This window comes from Micromonospora sp. NBC_01638 (genome assembly GCF_045209745.1).
Taxonomy (GTDB): Bacteria; Actinomycetota; Actinomycetes; order Mycobacteriales; family Micromonosporaceae; genus Micromonospora.
Map to the genome: position 1 here is coordinate 288602 of NZ_CP109273.1, position 15254 is coordinate 303855.

Here is a 15254-nt window from a genome sequence, read left to right on the forward strand (position 1 = left end):
CCCGGATGTCGTACGCGGCGGTCAGGCCGAGCGGCTGGGCGGCTGTGCCGGGTCGCGCAGCCGGATCCACACCGCCCGGGCCGCGCCCACCGCGCCGACCAGCACCGCGTGCCGAGGCTCCGGCACATCGAGCAACCGCTCAGCACGCAGCGGCACGAGCGGAGCCAACCGCCGGTCGGCCAACACCGTGTCCACCGCCCGCCGATCACCGCCGCAGACCACCGCGGCGAGGGCCGCGGCCTCCGGCACCAGCAGCCGTACGGCCAACTCTGCCGCGTCACCCAACGCCGCCTTGGCCTGGTTGTCGCGCCGACGGGCGAACCTCTGCTGCGACCATCCCCCCGCAGCGGTGCGCCCCTGCACGTACTGGCGGTCCACCTTGGACACGACGAGGTCGGCGCCCTCGGCCACGCCGACGGCCACCGCGCCCTTGCGGGCCAGCAACAGGCCGATCCGGCGGGGTGCGACGGCGTCGGCCACGAACCCGGCGACGTCGACGCTGGCCGGCGCCCCGGGTGGGGCGTACAGCTCGGCGGTGGATCCGTCGGGGGCGGCGAGCAGCAGCCCGTACTCCTGGTTGGTCGTGGTGGGCGGGCCGTGCCGGTCGGCGAAGCCTTCGATCCAGCGGCCGACGCGGGCCGGGTCGACCTCGACCCACCGGCCGCCCCCGGCTGCGGGTCGACTGGTCACCGCCCGACCGTACGGCACGCCGGGCCCGACCGGGCCGCCGGGCGGGGACCGTGCAGTCGCCCGGCGGGAACGACTCAGCGCGGCAGCAGCGCGGCCACCGCCAGCGCGGCGATGAGCGCGCTGGAGACCAGGCCGGTGACCAGCCGGCCGCGCGGCCCGGTCAGCGCCCGGCCGACCACGGTGCCACCGCCAGCGATGAGCAGCTGCCAGCTCGCCGACGCCAGGAACACACCGGCCACGAAGAGCGTCGCGGTAACCGTGCCCCCATCGGCGGTGTCTCGGCGACCGAGCACCAGCGCGGCGAAGTAGAGCACCGTCATCGGGTTCAGCAGGGTCAGCCCGAGCAACACCCCGTAGGCCCGCCCCGGAGTGCTCAGACCCCGACCGGCGGATGCCGTCGGCGTTCGCCGCGAGCGGTGGGTGCACCAGGTCCGCCACAGGCCATGCGCGGCGAGACCCAGCAGGACCACGGCGGCGACCACCCGCAGCGGCCCGGCGACCGGCGCGATCATCCCGGCCAGGCTGGCGCCACCGAGCACGGCGACCGCCGCGTAGATCCCGTCGGCCGTCGCCACCGCGAGCGCCGCGGCCGCACCGACCCGGAACGAGGTACGGGCAGTGAGCCCCAGGATGAGGATCGCGATCGCGCCGACGGGGATGGCGACGCCGTAGCCAGCGACGAGACCGGCGAGGAACGCCCCGGTCACGACGAGGGACGGCGGATCGAAGCGACCACGGGCACGGTGCGCTGTCGACGCACGGCGGTGGCCGCACGAACAGGAACCTGCTTCGGGTACGCCTCAGTCACCCCGTCATCCTGATCGCCGAAGCCTCACCCGCGCTACCGGATTTCCCCGCGCCCCGCGCCCCGCGCCCCGCGCCCCGCGCCCCGCGCCCCGCGCCCCGCGCCCCGCGCCCCGCGCCCCGCGCCCCGCGCCCCGCGCCCCGCGCCGAAGATCGTGCTCGATCCAGGAAATAGTGGCTCACCGACGCGCCGATGCCACTCGATCCTGGATCGAGCACGATCTTGGGGCGGGCACGGCACGGCGGGCACGGCACGGCACGGCGGGCACGGCGGGCCGCACGGTTGCCGAGGCCCGGAAAGGGTCGAGCGTGACGCCCCGGGTTGGGGCGTCACGCTCGACGGGCAGAACCGACCAGGTCGGGTCAGACGTTGAAGCCGAGGGAACGGAGCTGGTCCCGACCCTCGTCAGTGATCTTGTCCGGACCCCACGGCGGGAGCCACACCCAGTTGATCCGGATGTCGTTGACCAGGCCACCGCCGGGGCCGGTGGTCAGCGCCTGACGGGTCTGGTCCTCGATGACGTCGGTCAACGGGCAGGCCGCCGAGGTGAGCGTCATGTCCAGGGTCGCGACGTTCTCGTCGTCGACGTGCACGCCGTACACCAGGCCCAGGTCGACCACGTTGATGCCGAGTTCCGGGTCGACGACGTCCTTCATCGCCTCTTCGACGTCGGCGATCATGGCCTTGCTGACGCCGCCCGCCGGGGCGGCGGCGTCGCCGGCACCGTCGGTCGTCACGGCCCCGTCGGTCGTCACGGCGTCGGTCGTCACGGCGTCGGTCGTCACGGCGTCGGTCTGCGGCGCCGCAGTGGCGTCACCGGCCTCCGGCGTCGCTGCGGTAGCGGTGTTCTCGCTCATGCCGTCCCTCCGCTTCGCTCCGTGACGCCCTGAGGCACCACCGCGCTGCACCAATGATTCGCTCGCTGACGCTCGCTCATGCCTTCACCTCCGGGCTCACGCCCACACCGGCGCGTGCCGCGGCGTCCTTGAACGCCATCCACGGCAGCAGCGCGCACTTGACCCGGGCGGGGTAGCGGGCCACACCCGCGAAAGCCACCCCGTCACCGAGCACGTCCTCGTCCGGCGTGACCTGCCCACGTCCGGACATCAATTCCACGAACGCCTCGTGCACCTCGAAAGCTTCCCCGGCGCCCCGACCACGCAGCAACTCGTGCAGCACGCTCGCCGATGCCTGGCTGATCGAGCAGCCCATCCCGTCGTACGAAATGTCGTGCAGCACGGCGCCGTCGGTGGCCACCCGGACGGTGACCTCGTCACCGCAGGTGGGGTTGACGTGGTGCGCCTCCGCGACCCGGTCGCCCGCGTCGTCGGCGTCGCGCAGGCCACGCCCGTGCGGGCGCTTGTAGTGGTCCAGGATGATCTCCTGGTAGAGCTGGTCGAGCTGCATCAGTTGAACACCTTCCGCACCTGTTCCAGACCGGTCACCAGAGCGTCGATCTCCTCATTGGTGGTGTAGAGGTAGAACGAGGCCCGGGTCATCGCCGGGACGCCGAACCGGTTGCACACCGGCTTGGCACAGTGGTGGCCCACGCGCACCTGCACGCCGAGCGAGTCGAGCACCTGACCCACGTCGTGCGGGTGTACGTCACCGAGCGCGAACGAGATGGTGCCGCCCCGGCCCACCGGCACGGTCGGGCCGAAGATCCGCAGGTCGGGCACCGAACCGAAGGCCTCCAGCGCGTACGCCGTCAGCTCCTTCTCGTGCCACTGGATGGCCTGCATCCCGATGCCGGTCAGGTAGTCGACCGCCGCGCCGAGCGCGACCGCCTCGGCGATCGGCGGGGTGCCCGCCTCGAATCGGGCCGGTGGCGCGGCGAACGTCGAGCGGGCCATGGTGACCGTCTCAATCATCGAACCGCCGCCGAAGACCGGCGGCATGGCCGCCAGCAGCTCGGCCCGGCCCCAGAGCACACCGATACCGGTCGGGGCGAGCATCTTGTGCCCGGTGAAGACGATGTAGTCGGCGTCCAGGTCGACCACGTCCATCGGTAGATGCGGCACGGACTGCGAGCAGTCCAGCAGCAGCAGCGCCCCCACCTCGCGGACCCGCGCGGTGATCCGGGACGTGGCGTTGATCGTGCCGAGGATGTTCGACGTGTGCACCAGCGAGACGATCTTCGTCCGTTCGGTGACCAGGTCGTCCAGGCCCGACTCGTTCAGCCGGCCCTGATCGGTGACCGGGAACCAGCGCAGGGTCGCGCCGGTCCGCTCGCAGAGCAGCTGCCACGGGACGATGTTCGAGTGGTGCTCCATCTCGGAGATCACCACCTCGTCGCCCGGGCCCAGCCGGAACCGGGGGTCAGCGTCCGGACGCAGCGAGGCGTTGGAGAACGCGTACGCCACGATGTTGATCGCCTCGGTGGAGTTCTTGGTGAACACCACCTCGTCCGGGCTCGGCGCGTTGATGAACGCGGCGATCTTCGCCCGTGCCCCCTCGTATGCCTCCGTGGCCTCGGTGCCCAGGGTGTGCACCGAGCGCGACACGTTGGCGTTGTGGCGCGCGTAGTGCTCGTTCAGCACGTCGAGCACCTGGCGCGGTTTGTGCGAGGTGTTGGCGCTGTCGAGGTAGACCAGCGGATGCCCGTTGATCTCCCGGTCCAGGATCGGGAAGTCGGCGCGCACGCGGGCCACGTCGAAACGCGGCACATCGTCGTACTGAGGCATCCCCGGCGGGATCGCGATGCTGGTCATCTCGGCAGCGCCTCTCGCTCAGGCCCGGGCCGAGCCGGCTCCGGCGGCATACCGCTCGTAGCCCTCGGCTTCGAGCTTGTCGGCCAGCTCCGGGCCGCCCTGCTCGACGATCCGGCCGGCCACGAAGACGTGCACGAAGTCCGGCTTGATGTAGCGCAGGATCCGCGTGTAGTGGGTGATCAGCAGCACGCCGGTGTCGCCGTTGTCGCGGACCCGGTTGACGCCCTCGCTGACCACCCGCAGCGCGTCGACGTCGAGGCCGGAGTCGGTCTCGTCGAGGATCGCGATCTTCGGCTTGAGCAGCTCCAGCTGGACGATCTCGTGCCGCTTCTTCTCACCGCCGGAGAAGCCCTCGTTGACGTTGCGCTGGGCGAACGCCGGGTCCATCTGGAGCCGCTGCATCGCCCCGCGCAGCTCGCCGCCCCAGGTGCGCAGCTTCGGCGCCTCGCCGTCGATGGCGGTCTTCGCGGTCCGCAGGAAGTTCGCCACCGAGACGCCGGGCACCTCGACCGGGTACTGCATGGCCAGGAAGAGGCCGGCGCGGGCCCGCTCGTCGACGGTCATGGCGAGCACGTCCTCGCCGTCGAGGGTCACCGAGCCGCCGGTGATCTCGTACTTGGGGTGACCGGCGACCGAGTATGCCAGGGTGGACTTGCCGGAGCCGTTCGGGCCCATGATCGCGTGGGTTTGACCGGATTTCACCTCCAGGTCTACCCCATGCAGGATCGGCTTGAGCTCACCCTCGGGCAGCTTGACCGACACCTTCAGGTCGCGGATCTCCAGGGTGCTCATTATCGGGTCACTCCATTACTCGGCGTCAGGCTGAGGTAGATGTCGCCGTCGCGGACTTCGACGGGATAGACGGGTACGGGTTCGGTGGCCGGGAGCCCGGAGGGCTGCCCGGTGCGCAGGTCGAAGCGCGAGCCGTGCAGCCAGCACTCGAGTGTGCAGCCGTCGACCTCACCCTCGGAGAGGGCGACCGAGGCGTGCGAGCACTCGTCGTAGGCGGCGTAGAACTCGCCGTCCCCGCCGTGCACCAGCGCGATCGGCGTGCCGTCGACGTCCGCGCTGATCGCGGTGCCCTTCGGCACGTCCTCGGCGGAGCAGATCCGGATCATCAGGCGCCCGCCTTGGTGAGCCGAGCCTCGATCGCGTCGCCGAGGCGCTCGCGCAGCGACTCCACCGGGATCTTGTTGATCAGCTCGGCGAAGAAGCCGCGGACCACCAGGCGGCGGGCATCGCTCTCCGGGATGCCGCGGGCCATCAGGTAGAACAACTGCTCGTCGTCGAAGCGGCCGGTCGCGCTGGCGTGGCCGGCGCCGGCGATCTCGCCGGTCTCGATCTCCAGATTGGGTACGGAGTCCGCCCGCGCGCCGTCGGTGAGCAGCAGGTTCCGGTTGATCTCGTACGTGTCGGTGCCGGTCGCCTCGGCCTGGATGAGCACGTCGCCCACCCAGACGGTGTGGGCGTCCGCGCCCTGCAGAGCGCCCCGGTAGCCGACGTAGCTGCGGCAGTCCGGGACGGTGTGGTCGACCAGTTGCCGGTGCTCCAGGTGCTGACCGGAGTCGGCGAAGTAGACGCCGTACAGCTCGGCCTCACCACCGCGGCCGGTGTACTCCACGCTGGTGAACTGCCGGACCAGGTCGCCGCCGAGGGTGACCTGGATGTGGATGACCTTGGCGTCCCGACCCAGCTTGACCTTGAGGTGCTGGGCCTGCACCGCGTCGTCGGCCCAGTCGGCGACGGTGACCAGGGTCAGCTTCGCCCCGTCGGCCACCGAGACCTCGACGTTGTCGGCCAGGGTGCCACTGTCCACGTACTGGAGCACGAGGACCGACTCGGAGAGCACGCCCACGTCGACGAAGGTGTGCGCGAAGGCCACCACGTCCGACGGCCCGCCGTGCACGGTGACGATCACCGGCTCGGCGACGACCGCCTCCCGGGCCACCTCGATCAGCGTGCCGAGATCCGACTCGCCGTAGGCACGCGCGCTGACCCGGTCCACCGGGGTCAGCACGCTGCCCCGCCGCGGGTCGTCCTTTGCCAGCGTGCCGACCGTGACGCCAGCGGGCAACGTCCCGTACTCCAGCGCCGGCCAGTGCGCCGACTCGTTCGAGACGGCGCCGTCGAGCAGGCCGCGCAGGCGCTTGAGCGGGGTGAAACGCCACTCCTCCTCCAGGCCGGTGAGGGCCGGGAAGTCGGCGACGTCGTACGAGCGCAGCGCCTGCGACTTGGTGCTGGGCGGCGGCGCGGAAGCCTGGGTAGTCATGTCTTCCTTGGTCTGTCTGTTCCGTGACGGCGAGGTTGGGCTTGGTGCGGGCGGGCCGACGTCTCCGGCCCGCCACGCGGGGAGCGGCGGCGTCAGCCGACCGCGCCCTCCATCTGGAGCTCGATCAGACGGTTGAGCTCCAGGGCGTACTCCATCGGGAGTTCCTTGGCGATCGGCTCGATGAAGCCGCGCACGATCATGGCCATCGCCTCGTCCTCGCTCAGGCCCCGGCTCATCAGGTAGAAGAGCTGGTCGTCACTGATCTTGGAGACGGTCGCCTCGTGCCCCATCGACACGTCGTCCTCGCGGATGTCGACGTACGGGTAGGTGTCCGAGCGGGAGATGGTGTCGACCAGCAGCGCGTCGCACTTGACCGTGCTCCGGCTGTGGTGCGAACCCTCCAGCACCTGCACCAGACCCCGGTACGAGGTGCGGCCGCCGCCCCGGGCGATCGACTTCGACACGATGGTCGAGGAGGTGTGCGGCGCGGCGTGCACCATCTTGGCGCCGGCGTCCTGGTGCTGACCCTCGCCGGCCATCGCCACCGAGAGCACCTCGCCCTTGGCGTGCTCGCCGGTCATGTAGACCGCCGGGTACTTCATGGTGACCTTGGAGCCGATGTTGCCGTCGACCCACTCCATGGTCGCGCCCTCGTGGCAGACGGCGCGCTTGGTGACCAGGTTGTAGACGTTGTTCGACCAGTTCTGGATGGTCGTGTAGCGGCACCGGGCGTTCTTCTTGACGATGATCTCCACGACCGCGCTGTGCAGCGAGTCGGAGGAGTACATCGGCGCGGTGCAGCCCTCGACGTAGTGCACGTACGCACCCTCGTCGACGATGATCAGCGTCCGCTCGAACTGACCCATGTTCTCCGTGTTGATCCGGAAGTAGGCCTGCAGCGGGATCTCCACCTGCACGCCCTTCGGCACGTAGATGAACGAGCCACCGGACCAGACGGAGGTGTTCAGCGCGGCGAACTTGTTGTCGCCGACCGGGATCACCGTGCCGAAGTACTCCTTGAAGACGTCCTCGTGCTCGCGCAGCGCGGTGTCGGTGTCCAGGAACAGGACACCCTGCTCCTCGAGGTCCTCACGAATCTTGTGGTAGACGACCTCGGACTCGTACTGCGCGGCGACACCGGCGACCAGGCGCTGCTTCTCCGCCTCGGGGATGCCCAGCCGGTCGTAGGTGTTCTTGATGTCCTCGGGCAGGTCCTCCCAGCTGGTGGCCTGCTTCTCGGTGGACCGGACGAAGTACTTGATGTTGTCGAAGTCGATCCCGCTGAGGTCCGCGCCCCAGGCCGGCATCGGCTTGCGGCCGAACAGCCGCAGGCCCTTCAGTCGCAGGTCGAGCATCCAGGCCGGCTCGCTCTTCTTGGCCGAGATGTCCCGCACCACCGCCTCGTTGATACCGCGCTGGGCGGTCGCCCCGGCGACGTCCGGGTCGGACCAGCCGTACTCGTACCGGCCCAGGGCGGCAAGCTGCTCTTCCTGGGTCAGGGGCTGGACGATCTGCTCGGTCATCTATCTGTCCTCACAGTGGTGACGGGATTACCGGATTGAGCACGGCCCGGCTGGGTCGGGATGTGCGTGGTGCACACCCCGTCGCCGTGCGCGATGGTGGCCAGGCGCTGCACGTGGGTGCCAACCAGACGGGAAATCACCGCGGTCTCGGCCTCGCACAGCTGGGGAAACTCGGCGGCCACGTGCGCCACCGGGCAGTGGTGCTGGCAGAGCTGACCGCCGGAGGCGATCGTGGTCGCGTTGGCAGCGTAACCCTCGGCGGTGAGCGCCGCGGCGAGTGCCTCGGCTCGCGCCAGGAGGTCGTCGCCGGCGTCCTCCATGGCCGCCTGACAGCGGGACTCGAGGGCGGACACCTGCTCGGTGGCGAACGCCTCGACCGCGTCCGAGCCGCCGCTACGGGCGATCCAGCGCAGCGCGGCGGTGGCCATGTTGTCGTAGTGGTGGGTGCCACAGCGCACCCGGGCGGCCTCGGTCAGCATGAACACCTTGGCCGGACGCCCCCGGCCACGGCTGCCCTGCACGGTCTGCTCGCGGGCGTGCACGTCACCGTCGGCGAGCATCGCGTCCAGGTGTCGGCGGATCGCCGCCGGGCTGAGCCCGAGGGCCACGCCAAGCTGCGCGGCGGTGGTGGCCCCCCGCTCCAGCAGCAACTGGGTGACCCGGTCCCGGGTGGAGACCTCGGCCGCAGCGGCCCCGCCGAGGGCGGCCGACATGGTCACGACAGGCGCAGACGCGGACGCACCGACGGCCGGAACAGCCGTCGGCTGGTGCCCGGAGAGCGCCGCCGCGTTTTTCACAACGCCAACGTTACGTAATTACCCGGAGGGTCGCAAACCCGGGTCCCGGTGATCCGAACCACCGACCCCGCGGAGTCGGACGAACCTCGATCACTACGGTGCGTAGGATTTGCGCCGTGAACCGAATCGTCCGTCCGGTCTCCGGCACCCTGCTACGCCGTCTCGCGCTCGCCTCGATCATCGCGAACGTGGGCATCGTCGTCACCGGCGGGGCCGTCCGGTTGACCGCCTCGGGCCTCGGTTGCCCCACCTGGCCCCGGTGCACCGACGAGTCGTACGTCACCACGCCCGAGATGGGCCTGTACGGGGTGATCGAGTTCAGCAATCGGATGCTGACCTTCGCGGTGGGCCTGATCGCGCTGGCCACCCTGCTGGCCGTGCTGGCACACCAGCCGCGCCGGCCCGGCCTCCTGACGCTGGCCGTCGCGGTCTTCCTGGGCATTCCCGCGCAGGCGGTGATCGGTGGCATCACCGTGCTCACCAACCTCAACCCGTGGGTGGTCGGCCTGCACTTCCTCGCCTCGATGGCGGTGATCGCCGCCGCGTACGCCCTCTGGCGGCGCATCGGCGACCCGGACGGCCCGACCGTGGCGGTGGTGCCCACGCCGCTGCGCGCACTGGCCCGGGTCACCACCGGCGTCAGCGTCGCGGTGCTGGTCTTCGGCACCTGGGTCACCGGCAGCGGCCCGCACGCCGGCGACCACGGCGCGGCCCGTAACGGGCTGAACCCGGAGTCAATCTCCCGGGTGCACGCGGACGGCGTCTTCCTGCTGATCGGTCTCTCGGTGGCGCTGATCTTCGCGTTCCGGGCCGTCGGCGCGCAGCGGGCCACCCGTGCCGCGATCGTCCTGGTCGCCGTGGAGCTGGGTCAGGGTGTGATCGGCTTCGTGCAGTACTTCACCCATGTGCCGGCGCTCCTGGTCGGCGCACACATGCTCGGCTCCTGCCTGGTGCTGCTGGCCACCCTGTCGGTGCAATGGTCGACCCGCGAGCGCCGCCCGGTCGCCCCGGCACCCGAGACCGTCCCCACCGAAGCCGTCCCCGTTCCCGCCTGACCCGCGCCTCGCGCCTCGCGCCCCGCGCCCCGCGCCCCGCGCCCCGCGCCCCGCGCCCCGCGCCCCGCGCCCCGCGCCCCGCGCCCCGCGCCCCGCGCCCCGCGCCCCGCGCCCCGCGCCCCGCGCCCCGCGCCCCGCGCCCCGCGCCCCGCGCCCCGCGCCCCGCGCCCCGCGCCCCGCGCCCCGCGCCCCGCGCCCCGCGCCGAAGATCGTGCTCGATCCAGGAAATAGTGGCTCACCGACGCGCCGATGCCACTCGATCCTGGTTTGAGCACGATCTTGGCGGGCGGCCAGGACTTCCTTCGCCTCCTTTGCTCTGCTTCACCCCACGCAACGCCCGCCGTCCGGTATCCGGACAGCGGGTGTTGCGGTCGTTGAAGCAGAGCAAAGGAGGCGCTCACACACCACCGGGGGCCGCCGTCGTGGGTTCGCTGCCTGCCTCAGCGGAGGGGCAGGCGTGCGGGGCGGGCGTGCGGGGCAGGCACCGGCCGCAGGGTGGCGGGCGGGCGGGCGGGTAGGGACGCGCGGAGGTTCAGGTGCGCAGGGCCAGGTGGGTGGCGATCGCGGTGGCGAGGCGCTCGGGGGCGCCGTCGGCGTACCCGATGAACAGCGACGGCTCGGTCAGCTCCAGCTCGACCAGGACCGACTCGCCGTCCGGGCCGGGGATCAGATCGACCCGGGCGTAGAGCAGCTGCCGCGCGCCGCCGGGGACCGCGGCGAGGGTCTTCTCGGCCACCGACAGCTGTTCGGGTCGGGCGGTGCGGGCGGTGATCTCCTCGGCCTTGTAGAGCCCGTCGGGGCCAAGGTCCGGCCCGGACAGCATCGGACCCTTGCGGATCGCGTGGCTGAATGCGAGCCCTTCCGGGCTGGCCAGGAAGAGCAGTGCCGTCTCACCCTCGGTGTCGACGGCGGACAGGTACGGCTGGACCATGGTCACCCGGCCGGCGTCGGAGAGCCGGCGGACGTGTGCGGCGGCCAGGTCCCGGTGCTCCGGATCCGCCAGGTCGTACCGGCCGGTGTCCTGACTGCCGGCGCTGACGGCGGGCTTGAGCACGTACTCGCCGGTCTCGGCGGGCGGCTGCCAGGTCTCCCCTGGCTCGACCCACGACGTCGGCACGGTCGGCACCCCGGCGGCGCTCAGCTCGGCGAGGTAGCGCTTGTCGGTGTTCCAGCGAACCACGTCGGCCGGGTTGACCAGCGCCGGAACGGTGGTCGCCCAGGTGACGAACTCGTCGCGGCGCAGCGCGTAGTCCCATGGTGAGCGGAGCACGACCAGGTCGTAGGAGGACCAGTCGACGTCGGGGTCGTCCCAGACCGCGGTGTCGACGGCGACGCCACGGGCGGCGAGCGGGGCGAGGACCAGCCGGTCGTCCGGGTCGAGATCGACCAGGTCGGCACAGGTGACGAGAGCGACCCGGGGTTCCCCCCGGGTCGACTGGTTGTGGGTGGTCAATTCAGCTGTCTATTCAGCGGGCCATCGTGCGCCGTGCCATCGACCGCCAGAGGTCGTTGCTCGGGCGCATCTGGTCCATCAGTTCACGCTCCCAGGCGTTCTCGACGGTGACTCCCGCCTTGGCGCACGCCTCCCGTGCGGTGACGGTGTCGTCGGCGAACTGGTCGCCCCACTCGCCGTCGGAACCCACCAGGACGATTCGCGCGCCACGCTTGCCGACGTACTCGATGACCGCCTTCGCACCGCCGTGTCCGGCGGCGAACGCCTTGAGGCCCACGACCAGGCCGTGGGGCGTCTGCTCGCCGGCGGTCTGCTCGGCCGTCAGCGTCGTATCGGAACCATCTGCCATGACGCGAAGCCTAAGCAGACTTCCACCCCCTCGTGCGAGAACCATGAACCTTTTGTGATGCCAATTACCTACAGGTTTAAGGATGACCACAGGTTAGCTGTCCGTTTATATCCGGACTTTTGCACTCAGAGCACACCGGCAAACCGCCGCAGGTTGAGCCCATCCAACTCATGCCGAAAGTTACTCTGATGTGACCTTAAACCCGGACAACTCATCCATGGTCATGATTAGTCAGGAGATGGTCAGATCAGCGCGTCGAGCGCGACGGCCACGAACACGATCGTCAGGTACGTCGTCGACCAGTGGAACAACCGCATCGGCTTGATCGCCTCGCCGCGCGTCGCGCGCCGGCAGAGTCGGTGCGCCTCGACAACGAAGATGGCACCCACCACCAGGGTCGGCACGCCGTAGATCGCGCTGAGCCCCAGCGGCCAGACAGCCAGGGAGGTGAGCACGGTCAGCCACGCGAAGATCAGGATCTCCGCGTTGACCCGGCGGGTGGAGGCGACCACCGGCAGCATCGGGATGCCGGCCCGGGCGTAGTCGTCCTTGTACTTCATCGCGAGGGGGTAGAAGTGCGGCATCTGCCAGAAGAAGACCACCGCGAAGAGCCCCCAGGCGGCAGGCGCCAGCGAGCCGGTCACCGCCGCCCACCCGATCAGCACCGGGGCCGCCCCGCAGGCGCCACCCCAGAAGGTGTTCGCCGAGGTGGACCGCTTGAGCCACAGGGTGTAGACGAGGTCGTAGTAGGCGATCGCCGCGAGAGTCAGCCCGGCGGCCAGCAGGTTGGTGAACGCCGCCATCAGGGCGACCGAAACGGCCGCCAGCACCAGACCGAAGATCAGCGCGCTACGCGGCGACACGGTGTGCGCCGGCAGCGGTCGACGCTTGGTACGCCGCATCACCTGGTCGATGTCCCGGTCGATATAGCAGTTGAGCACGCTCGCCGCGCCAGCGGCGAGCGAGCCGCCGATCAGCACGACGGCCATCAGCCACAGCGACGGGAGCCCGCCATCGGCGAGCATCATCACCGGGATGGTGGTGACCAGCAGCAGTTCAACGATCCGCGGCTTGGTGAGCGTCACGTACGCCGAGAGAACCGCGCGTACGTCCCGCCGGGCCACCGTGCCCTCGGCGGCCTGAGCCGGGTGCTGCCCGCCCGGGTTGCTCGCGGGGCGCTCGGTGATCATGCTCACGGATTGCCACCTTCCGGCATCGGCACGGGGAGATCGGATCGGCCGGGCCCGCTCGGGGCCGCACACCGACCCACACACTACGCGTCGTCGTTTTGGCTGCCCGGCCGACCCGACAACGGTGCGGGCCGTCACACCACCGGGTTGAAACGGGCATTCGGTTGGTCACGTGACGCACACCATGCAGAGATCTCTGGGCGCGCGTTTAGGGACGCTCGATATGGTCATCATTGAGGGTTCCGCACAACTGCCGAGGAGCACAAACCATCGTGGCTGCCAAACGACCCGAGCACTCCGCACTGAACTGGTCCGACCTCGATCGACGGGCCGTCGACACCGTCCGCGTGCTGGCCATGGATGCCGTGGAGAAATCCGGCAACGGCCACCCGGGCACCGCGATGAGCCTCGCGCCCGCGGCGTACCTCCTCTTCAACCGGGTCATGCGGCACAACCCGGCCGACCCGAACTGGCCCGGCCGGGACCGGTTCGTCCTCTCCGCCGGGCACTCCAGCCTGACGCTCTACATCCAGCTGTTCCTGTCCGGTTACCCGATGAGCCTGTCCGACCTGAAGTCGTTGCGGCAGTGGGGCTCGCTCACGCCAGGTCACCCCGAGCACGGGCATACCCCGGGCGTGGAGACCACCACCGGCCCGCTCGGGCAGGGCCTGGGCAACGCGGTCGGCATGGCCATGGCGGCCCGCCGCGAGCGCGGCCTGTTCGACCCCGAGGCCGAGCCGAACGCGTCGGTCTTCGATCACAACATCTGGTGCATCGTCTCCGACGGCGACATCGAGGAGGGCATCAGCCACGAGGCCAGCGCCCTCGCCGGGCACCAGCAGCTGGGCAACCTCACCGTGATCTACGACGACAACGAGATCTCCATCGAGGACGACACCCGGATCGCCAAGAGCGAGGACGTGGCCGCCCGCTACGAGGCGTACGGCTGGCACGTGCAGACCGTCGACTGGCGCACCGGCGACGCCGACCAGGGCGACTACCACGAGGACGCCGAGGCCCTGCACGGGGCGCTGCTGGCCGCCAAGGCGGAGACCGACCGTCCCTCCTTCATCGCGCTGCGCACCATCATCGGCTGGCCCGCCCCCAACAAGCAGAACACCGGCAAGATCCACGGCTCGGCGCTGGGCGCCGACGAGGTGAAGGCCACCAAGCAGATCCTCGGCTTCGACCCGGAGCAGACCTTCGAGGTCGACGAGGAGGTGCTTGCCCACGCCCGGCGTGTGATGGATCGCGGATCCGCTGCCGAGCAGGAGTGGACCACCGCGTTCGACGCCTGGAAGAAGGCCAACCCGGAGCGCACCGCGCTCTACGAGCGGATGGCCGGTCGCGTGCTACCGGACGGCTGGATTGAGGCGCTGCCGGTCTTCCCCGCCGACGCCAAGGGCGTGGCCACCCGGGCCGCCTCCGGCAAGGTGCTGGAAGCCCTCGCGCCGGTGCTGCCGGAGCTGTGGGGTGGTTCGGCCGACCTGGCCGAGAGCAACAACACCACCATGAAGGGCGAGCCGTCGTTCATCCCGGCCGTGCACGCCACCAAGGACTTCCCCGGTCACGAGTACGGCCGCACGCTGCACTTCGGCATCCGTGAGCACGCCATGGGCGCGATCCTCAACGGCATCGCGCTGCACGGCGGCACCCGCCCGTACGGCGGCACGTTCCTGGTGTTCAGCGACTACATGCGCCCGTCGGTCCGGCTGGCCGCGCTGATGAAGCTGCCGGTGACCTACGTGTGGACGCACGACTCGATCGGCCTCGGCGAGGACGGCCCGACCCACCAGCCGGTGGAGCACCTGACCGCGCTGCGCGCCATTCCGGGCCTGGACGTGGTCCGCCCGGCCGACGCCAACGAGACCGCCTGGGCCTGGCGTCTGGCGCTGGAGCACACCGACCGGCCGACCGCGATGGCGCTGAGCCGCCAGCCGCTGCCGACCCTGGACCGGGAGGTCCTGGGCGCCGCGGACGGTGTGGCCAAGGGCGGCTACGTGCTGGCCGAGGCGTCCAACGGAAAGCCTCAGGTGATCATCGTCGGCACCGGTTCCGAGGTGCAGCTCTGCCTGACCGCCCGGGAGCGGCTGGAGGCCGACGGCACCCCGACCCGGGTGGTCTCGATGCCCTGCCAGGAGTGGTTCTACGAGCAGGATGAGGCGTACCGGGAGTCGGTGCTGCCACGCGGGGTAAAGGCACGGGTGAGCGTGGAAGCGGGAATCGCCATGTCCTGGCGCGGCGTCGTCGGTGACCTCGGCGAGAGCGTCAGCCTGGAGCACTACGGGGCGAGCGCCCCGCACACCGTGCTCTTCGAGCAGTTCGGGTTCACCCCCGACCGGATCGTCGCGGCGGCACACGCCTCGCTGGCCCGGGTGGGCGACATCACCGGTTTCACGACCGGCAACTGAG

15 protein-coding genes are annotated in these 15254 nt (G+C 70.7%); 2 read left to right on the plus strand and 13 right to left on the minus strand.

Annotated features, from left to right (window positions below; all coding sequences use genetic code 11):
• Positions 1-21: 21 nt before the first annotated feature.
• The 10 genes from OG811_RS01225 to OG811_RS01270 all read right to left on the minus strand — a co-directional run bounded on the left by OG811_RS01225 (position 22) and on the right by OG811_RS01270 (position 8795).
• Complete coding sequence (locus OG811_RS01225) at positions 22-690, minus strand: acVLRF1 family peptidyl-tRNA hydrolase (RefSeq protein WP_406071461.1); 669 nt, start codon at positions 688-690, stop codon at positions 22-24.
• A gap of 74 nt (positions 691-764) precedes the next feature.
• Entirely contained in the window at positions 765-1397 is a 633-nt protein-coding gene (locus tag OG811_RS01230; RefSeq protein WP_406071462.1) for a LysE family transporter, read from the minus strand.
• Positions 1398-1857: 460 nt separating this feature from the next.
• Positions 1858-2352 (minus strand): metal-sulfur cluster assembly factor, encoded by a 495-nt coding sequence (locus OG811_RS01235; RefSeq protein ID WP_406071464.1) that lies wholly within the window; start codon positions 2350-2352, stop codon positions 1858-1860.
• Positions 2353-2428: 76 nt separating this feature from the next.
• The gene (gene sufU, locus OG811_RS01240; protein WP_272612550.1) at positions 2429-2902 is read right to left on the minus strand and encodes a Fe-S cluster assembly sulfur transfer protein SufU; all 474 of its coding nucleotides are present in this window, start codon (positions 2900-2902) and stop codon (positions 2429-2431) included.
• The gene (locus tag OG811_RS01245; RefSeq protein WP_406071467.1) at positions 2902-4206 is read right to left on the minus strand and encodes a cysteine desulfurase; all 1305 of its coding nucleotides are present in this window, start codon (positions 4204-4206) and stop codon (positions 2902-2904) included. The genes sufU and OG811_RS01245 overlap by 1 nt, the downstream gene beginning before the upstream one ends.
• Before the next feature lie 18 nt (positions 4207-4224).
• Positions 4225-4998 carry a Fe-S cluster assembly ATPase SufC gene (sufC, locus tag OG811_RS01250; RefSeq protein ID WP_406071468.1) on the minus strand — a complete coding sequence of 258 codons (774 nt, stop codon included), beginning with the start codon at positions 4996-4998 and terminating at the stop codon, positions 4225-4227.
• On the minus strand, positions 4998-5324 hold the full coding sequence (locus tag OG811_RS01255; RefSeq protein ID WP_406071470.1) for a non-heme iron oxygenase ferredoxin subunit: 327 nt from the start codon (positions 5322-5324) through the stop codon (positions 4998-5000). Before OG811_RS01255 ends, sufC begins: the two co-directional genes overlap by 1 nt.
• Complete coding sequence (gene sufD / locus OG811_RS01260) at positions 5324-6475, minus strand: Fe-S cluster assembly protein SufD (RefSeq protein ID WP_406071471.1); 1152 nt, start codon at positions 6473-6475, stop codon at positions 5324-5326. Before sufD ends, OG811_RS01255 begins: the two co-directional genes overlap by 1 nt.
• Before the next feature lie 92 nt (positions 6476-6567).
• A complete protein-coding gene (gene sufB, locus OG811_RS01265) occupies positions 6568-7998 on the minus strand; it encodes a Fe-S cluster assembly protein SufB (RefSeq protein WP_406071473.1) in 1431 nt (476 codons plus the stop codon).
• Positions 7995-8795, minus strand: a complete 801-nt coding sequence (locus OG811_RS01270; protein WP_406071474.1) for a helix-turn-helix transcriptional regulator — start codon at positions 8793-8795, stop codon at positions 7995-7997. Before OG811_RS01270 ends, sufB begins: the two co-directional genes overlap by 4 nt.
• A 98-nt stretch (positions 8796-8893) precedes the next feature.
• On the opposite strand from OG811_RS01270, the gene OG811_RS01275 reads away from it, so the two are divergent.
• Positions 8894-9850 (plus strand): COX15/CtaA family protein, encoded by a 957-nt coding sequence (locus OG811_RS01275; protein WP_406071475.1) that lies wholly within the window; start codon positions 8894-8896, stop codon positions 9848-9850.
• Between the two features lie 532 nt (positions 9851-10382).
• Here the strand turns inward: OG811_RS01275 and OG811_RS01280 are convergent.
• The 3 genes from OG811_RS01280 to OG811_RS01290 all read right to left on the minus strand — a co-directional run bounded on the left by OG811_RS01280 (position 10383) and on the right by OG811_RS01290 (position 12848).
• A complete protein-coding gene (locus tag OG811_RS01280; RefSeq protein ID WP_406071477.1) occupies positions 10383-11303 on the minus strand; it encodes a RimK family alpha-L-glutamate ligase in 921 nt (306 codons plus the stop codon).
• Positions 11304-11316: 13 nt separating this feature from the next.
• On the minus strand, positions 11317-11652 hold the full coding sequence (locus OG811_RS01285; protein ID WP_406071478.1) for a hypothetical protein: 336 nt from the start codon (positions 11650-11652) through the stop codon (positions 11317-11319).
• A gap of 242 nt (positions 11653-11894) precedes the next feature.
• Complete coding sequence (locus tag OG811_RS01290) at positions 11895-12848, minus strand: heme o synthase (RefSeq protein ID WP_406071479.1); 954 nt, start codon at positions 12846-12848, stop codon at positions 11895-11897.
• A 266-nt stretch (positions 12849-13114) separates the two neighbouring features.
• On the opposite strand from OG811_RS01290, the gene tkt reads away from it, so the two are divergent.
• Positions 13115-15253 (plus strand): transketolase, encoded by a 2139-nt coding sequence (gene tkt / locus OG811_RS01295; RefSeq protein WP_406071481.1) that lies wholly within the window; start codon positions 13115-13117, stop codon positions 15251-15253.
• The last annotated feature ends 1 nt before the right edge of the window (position 15254 follow it).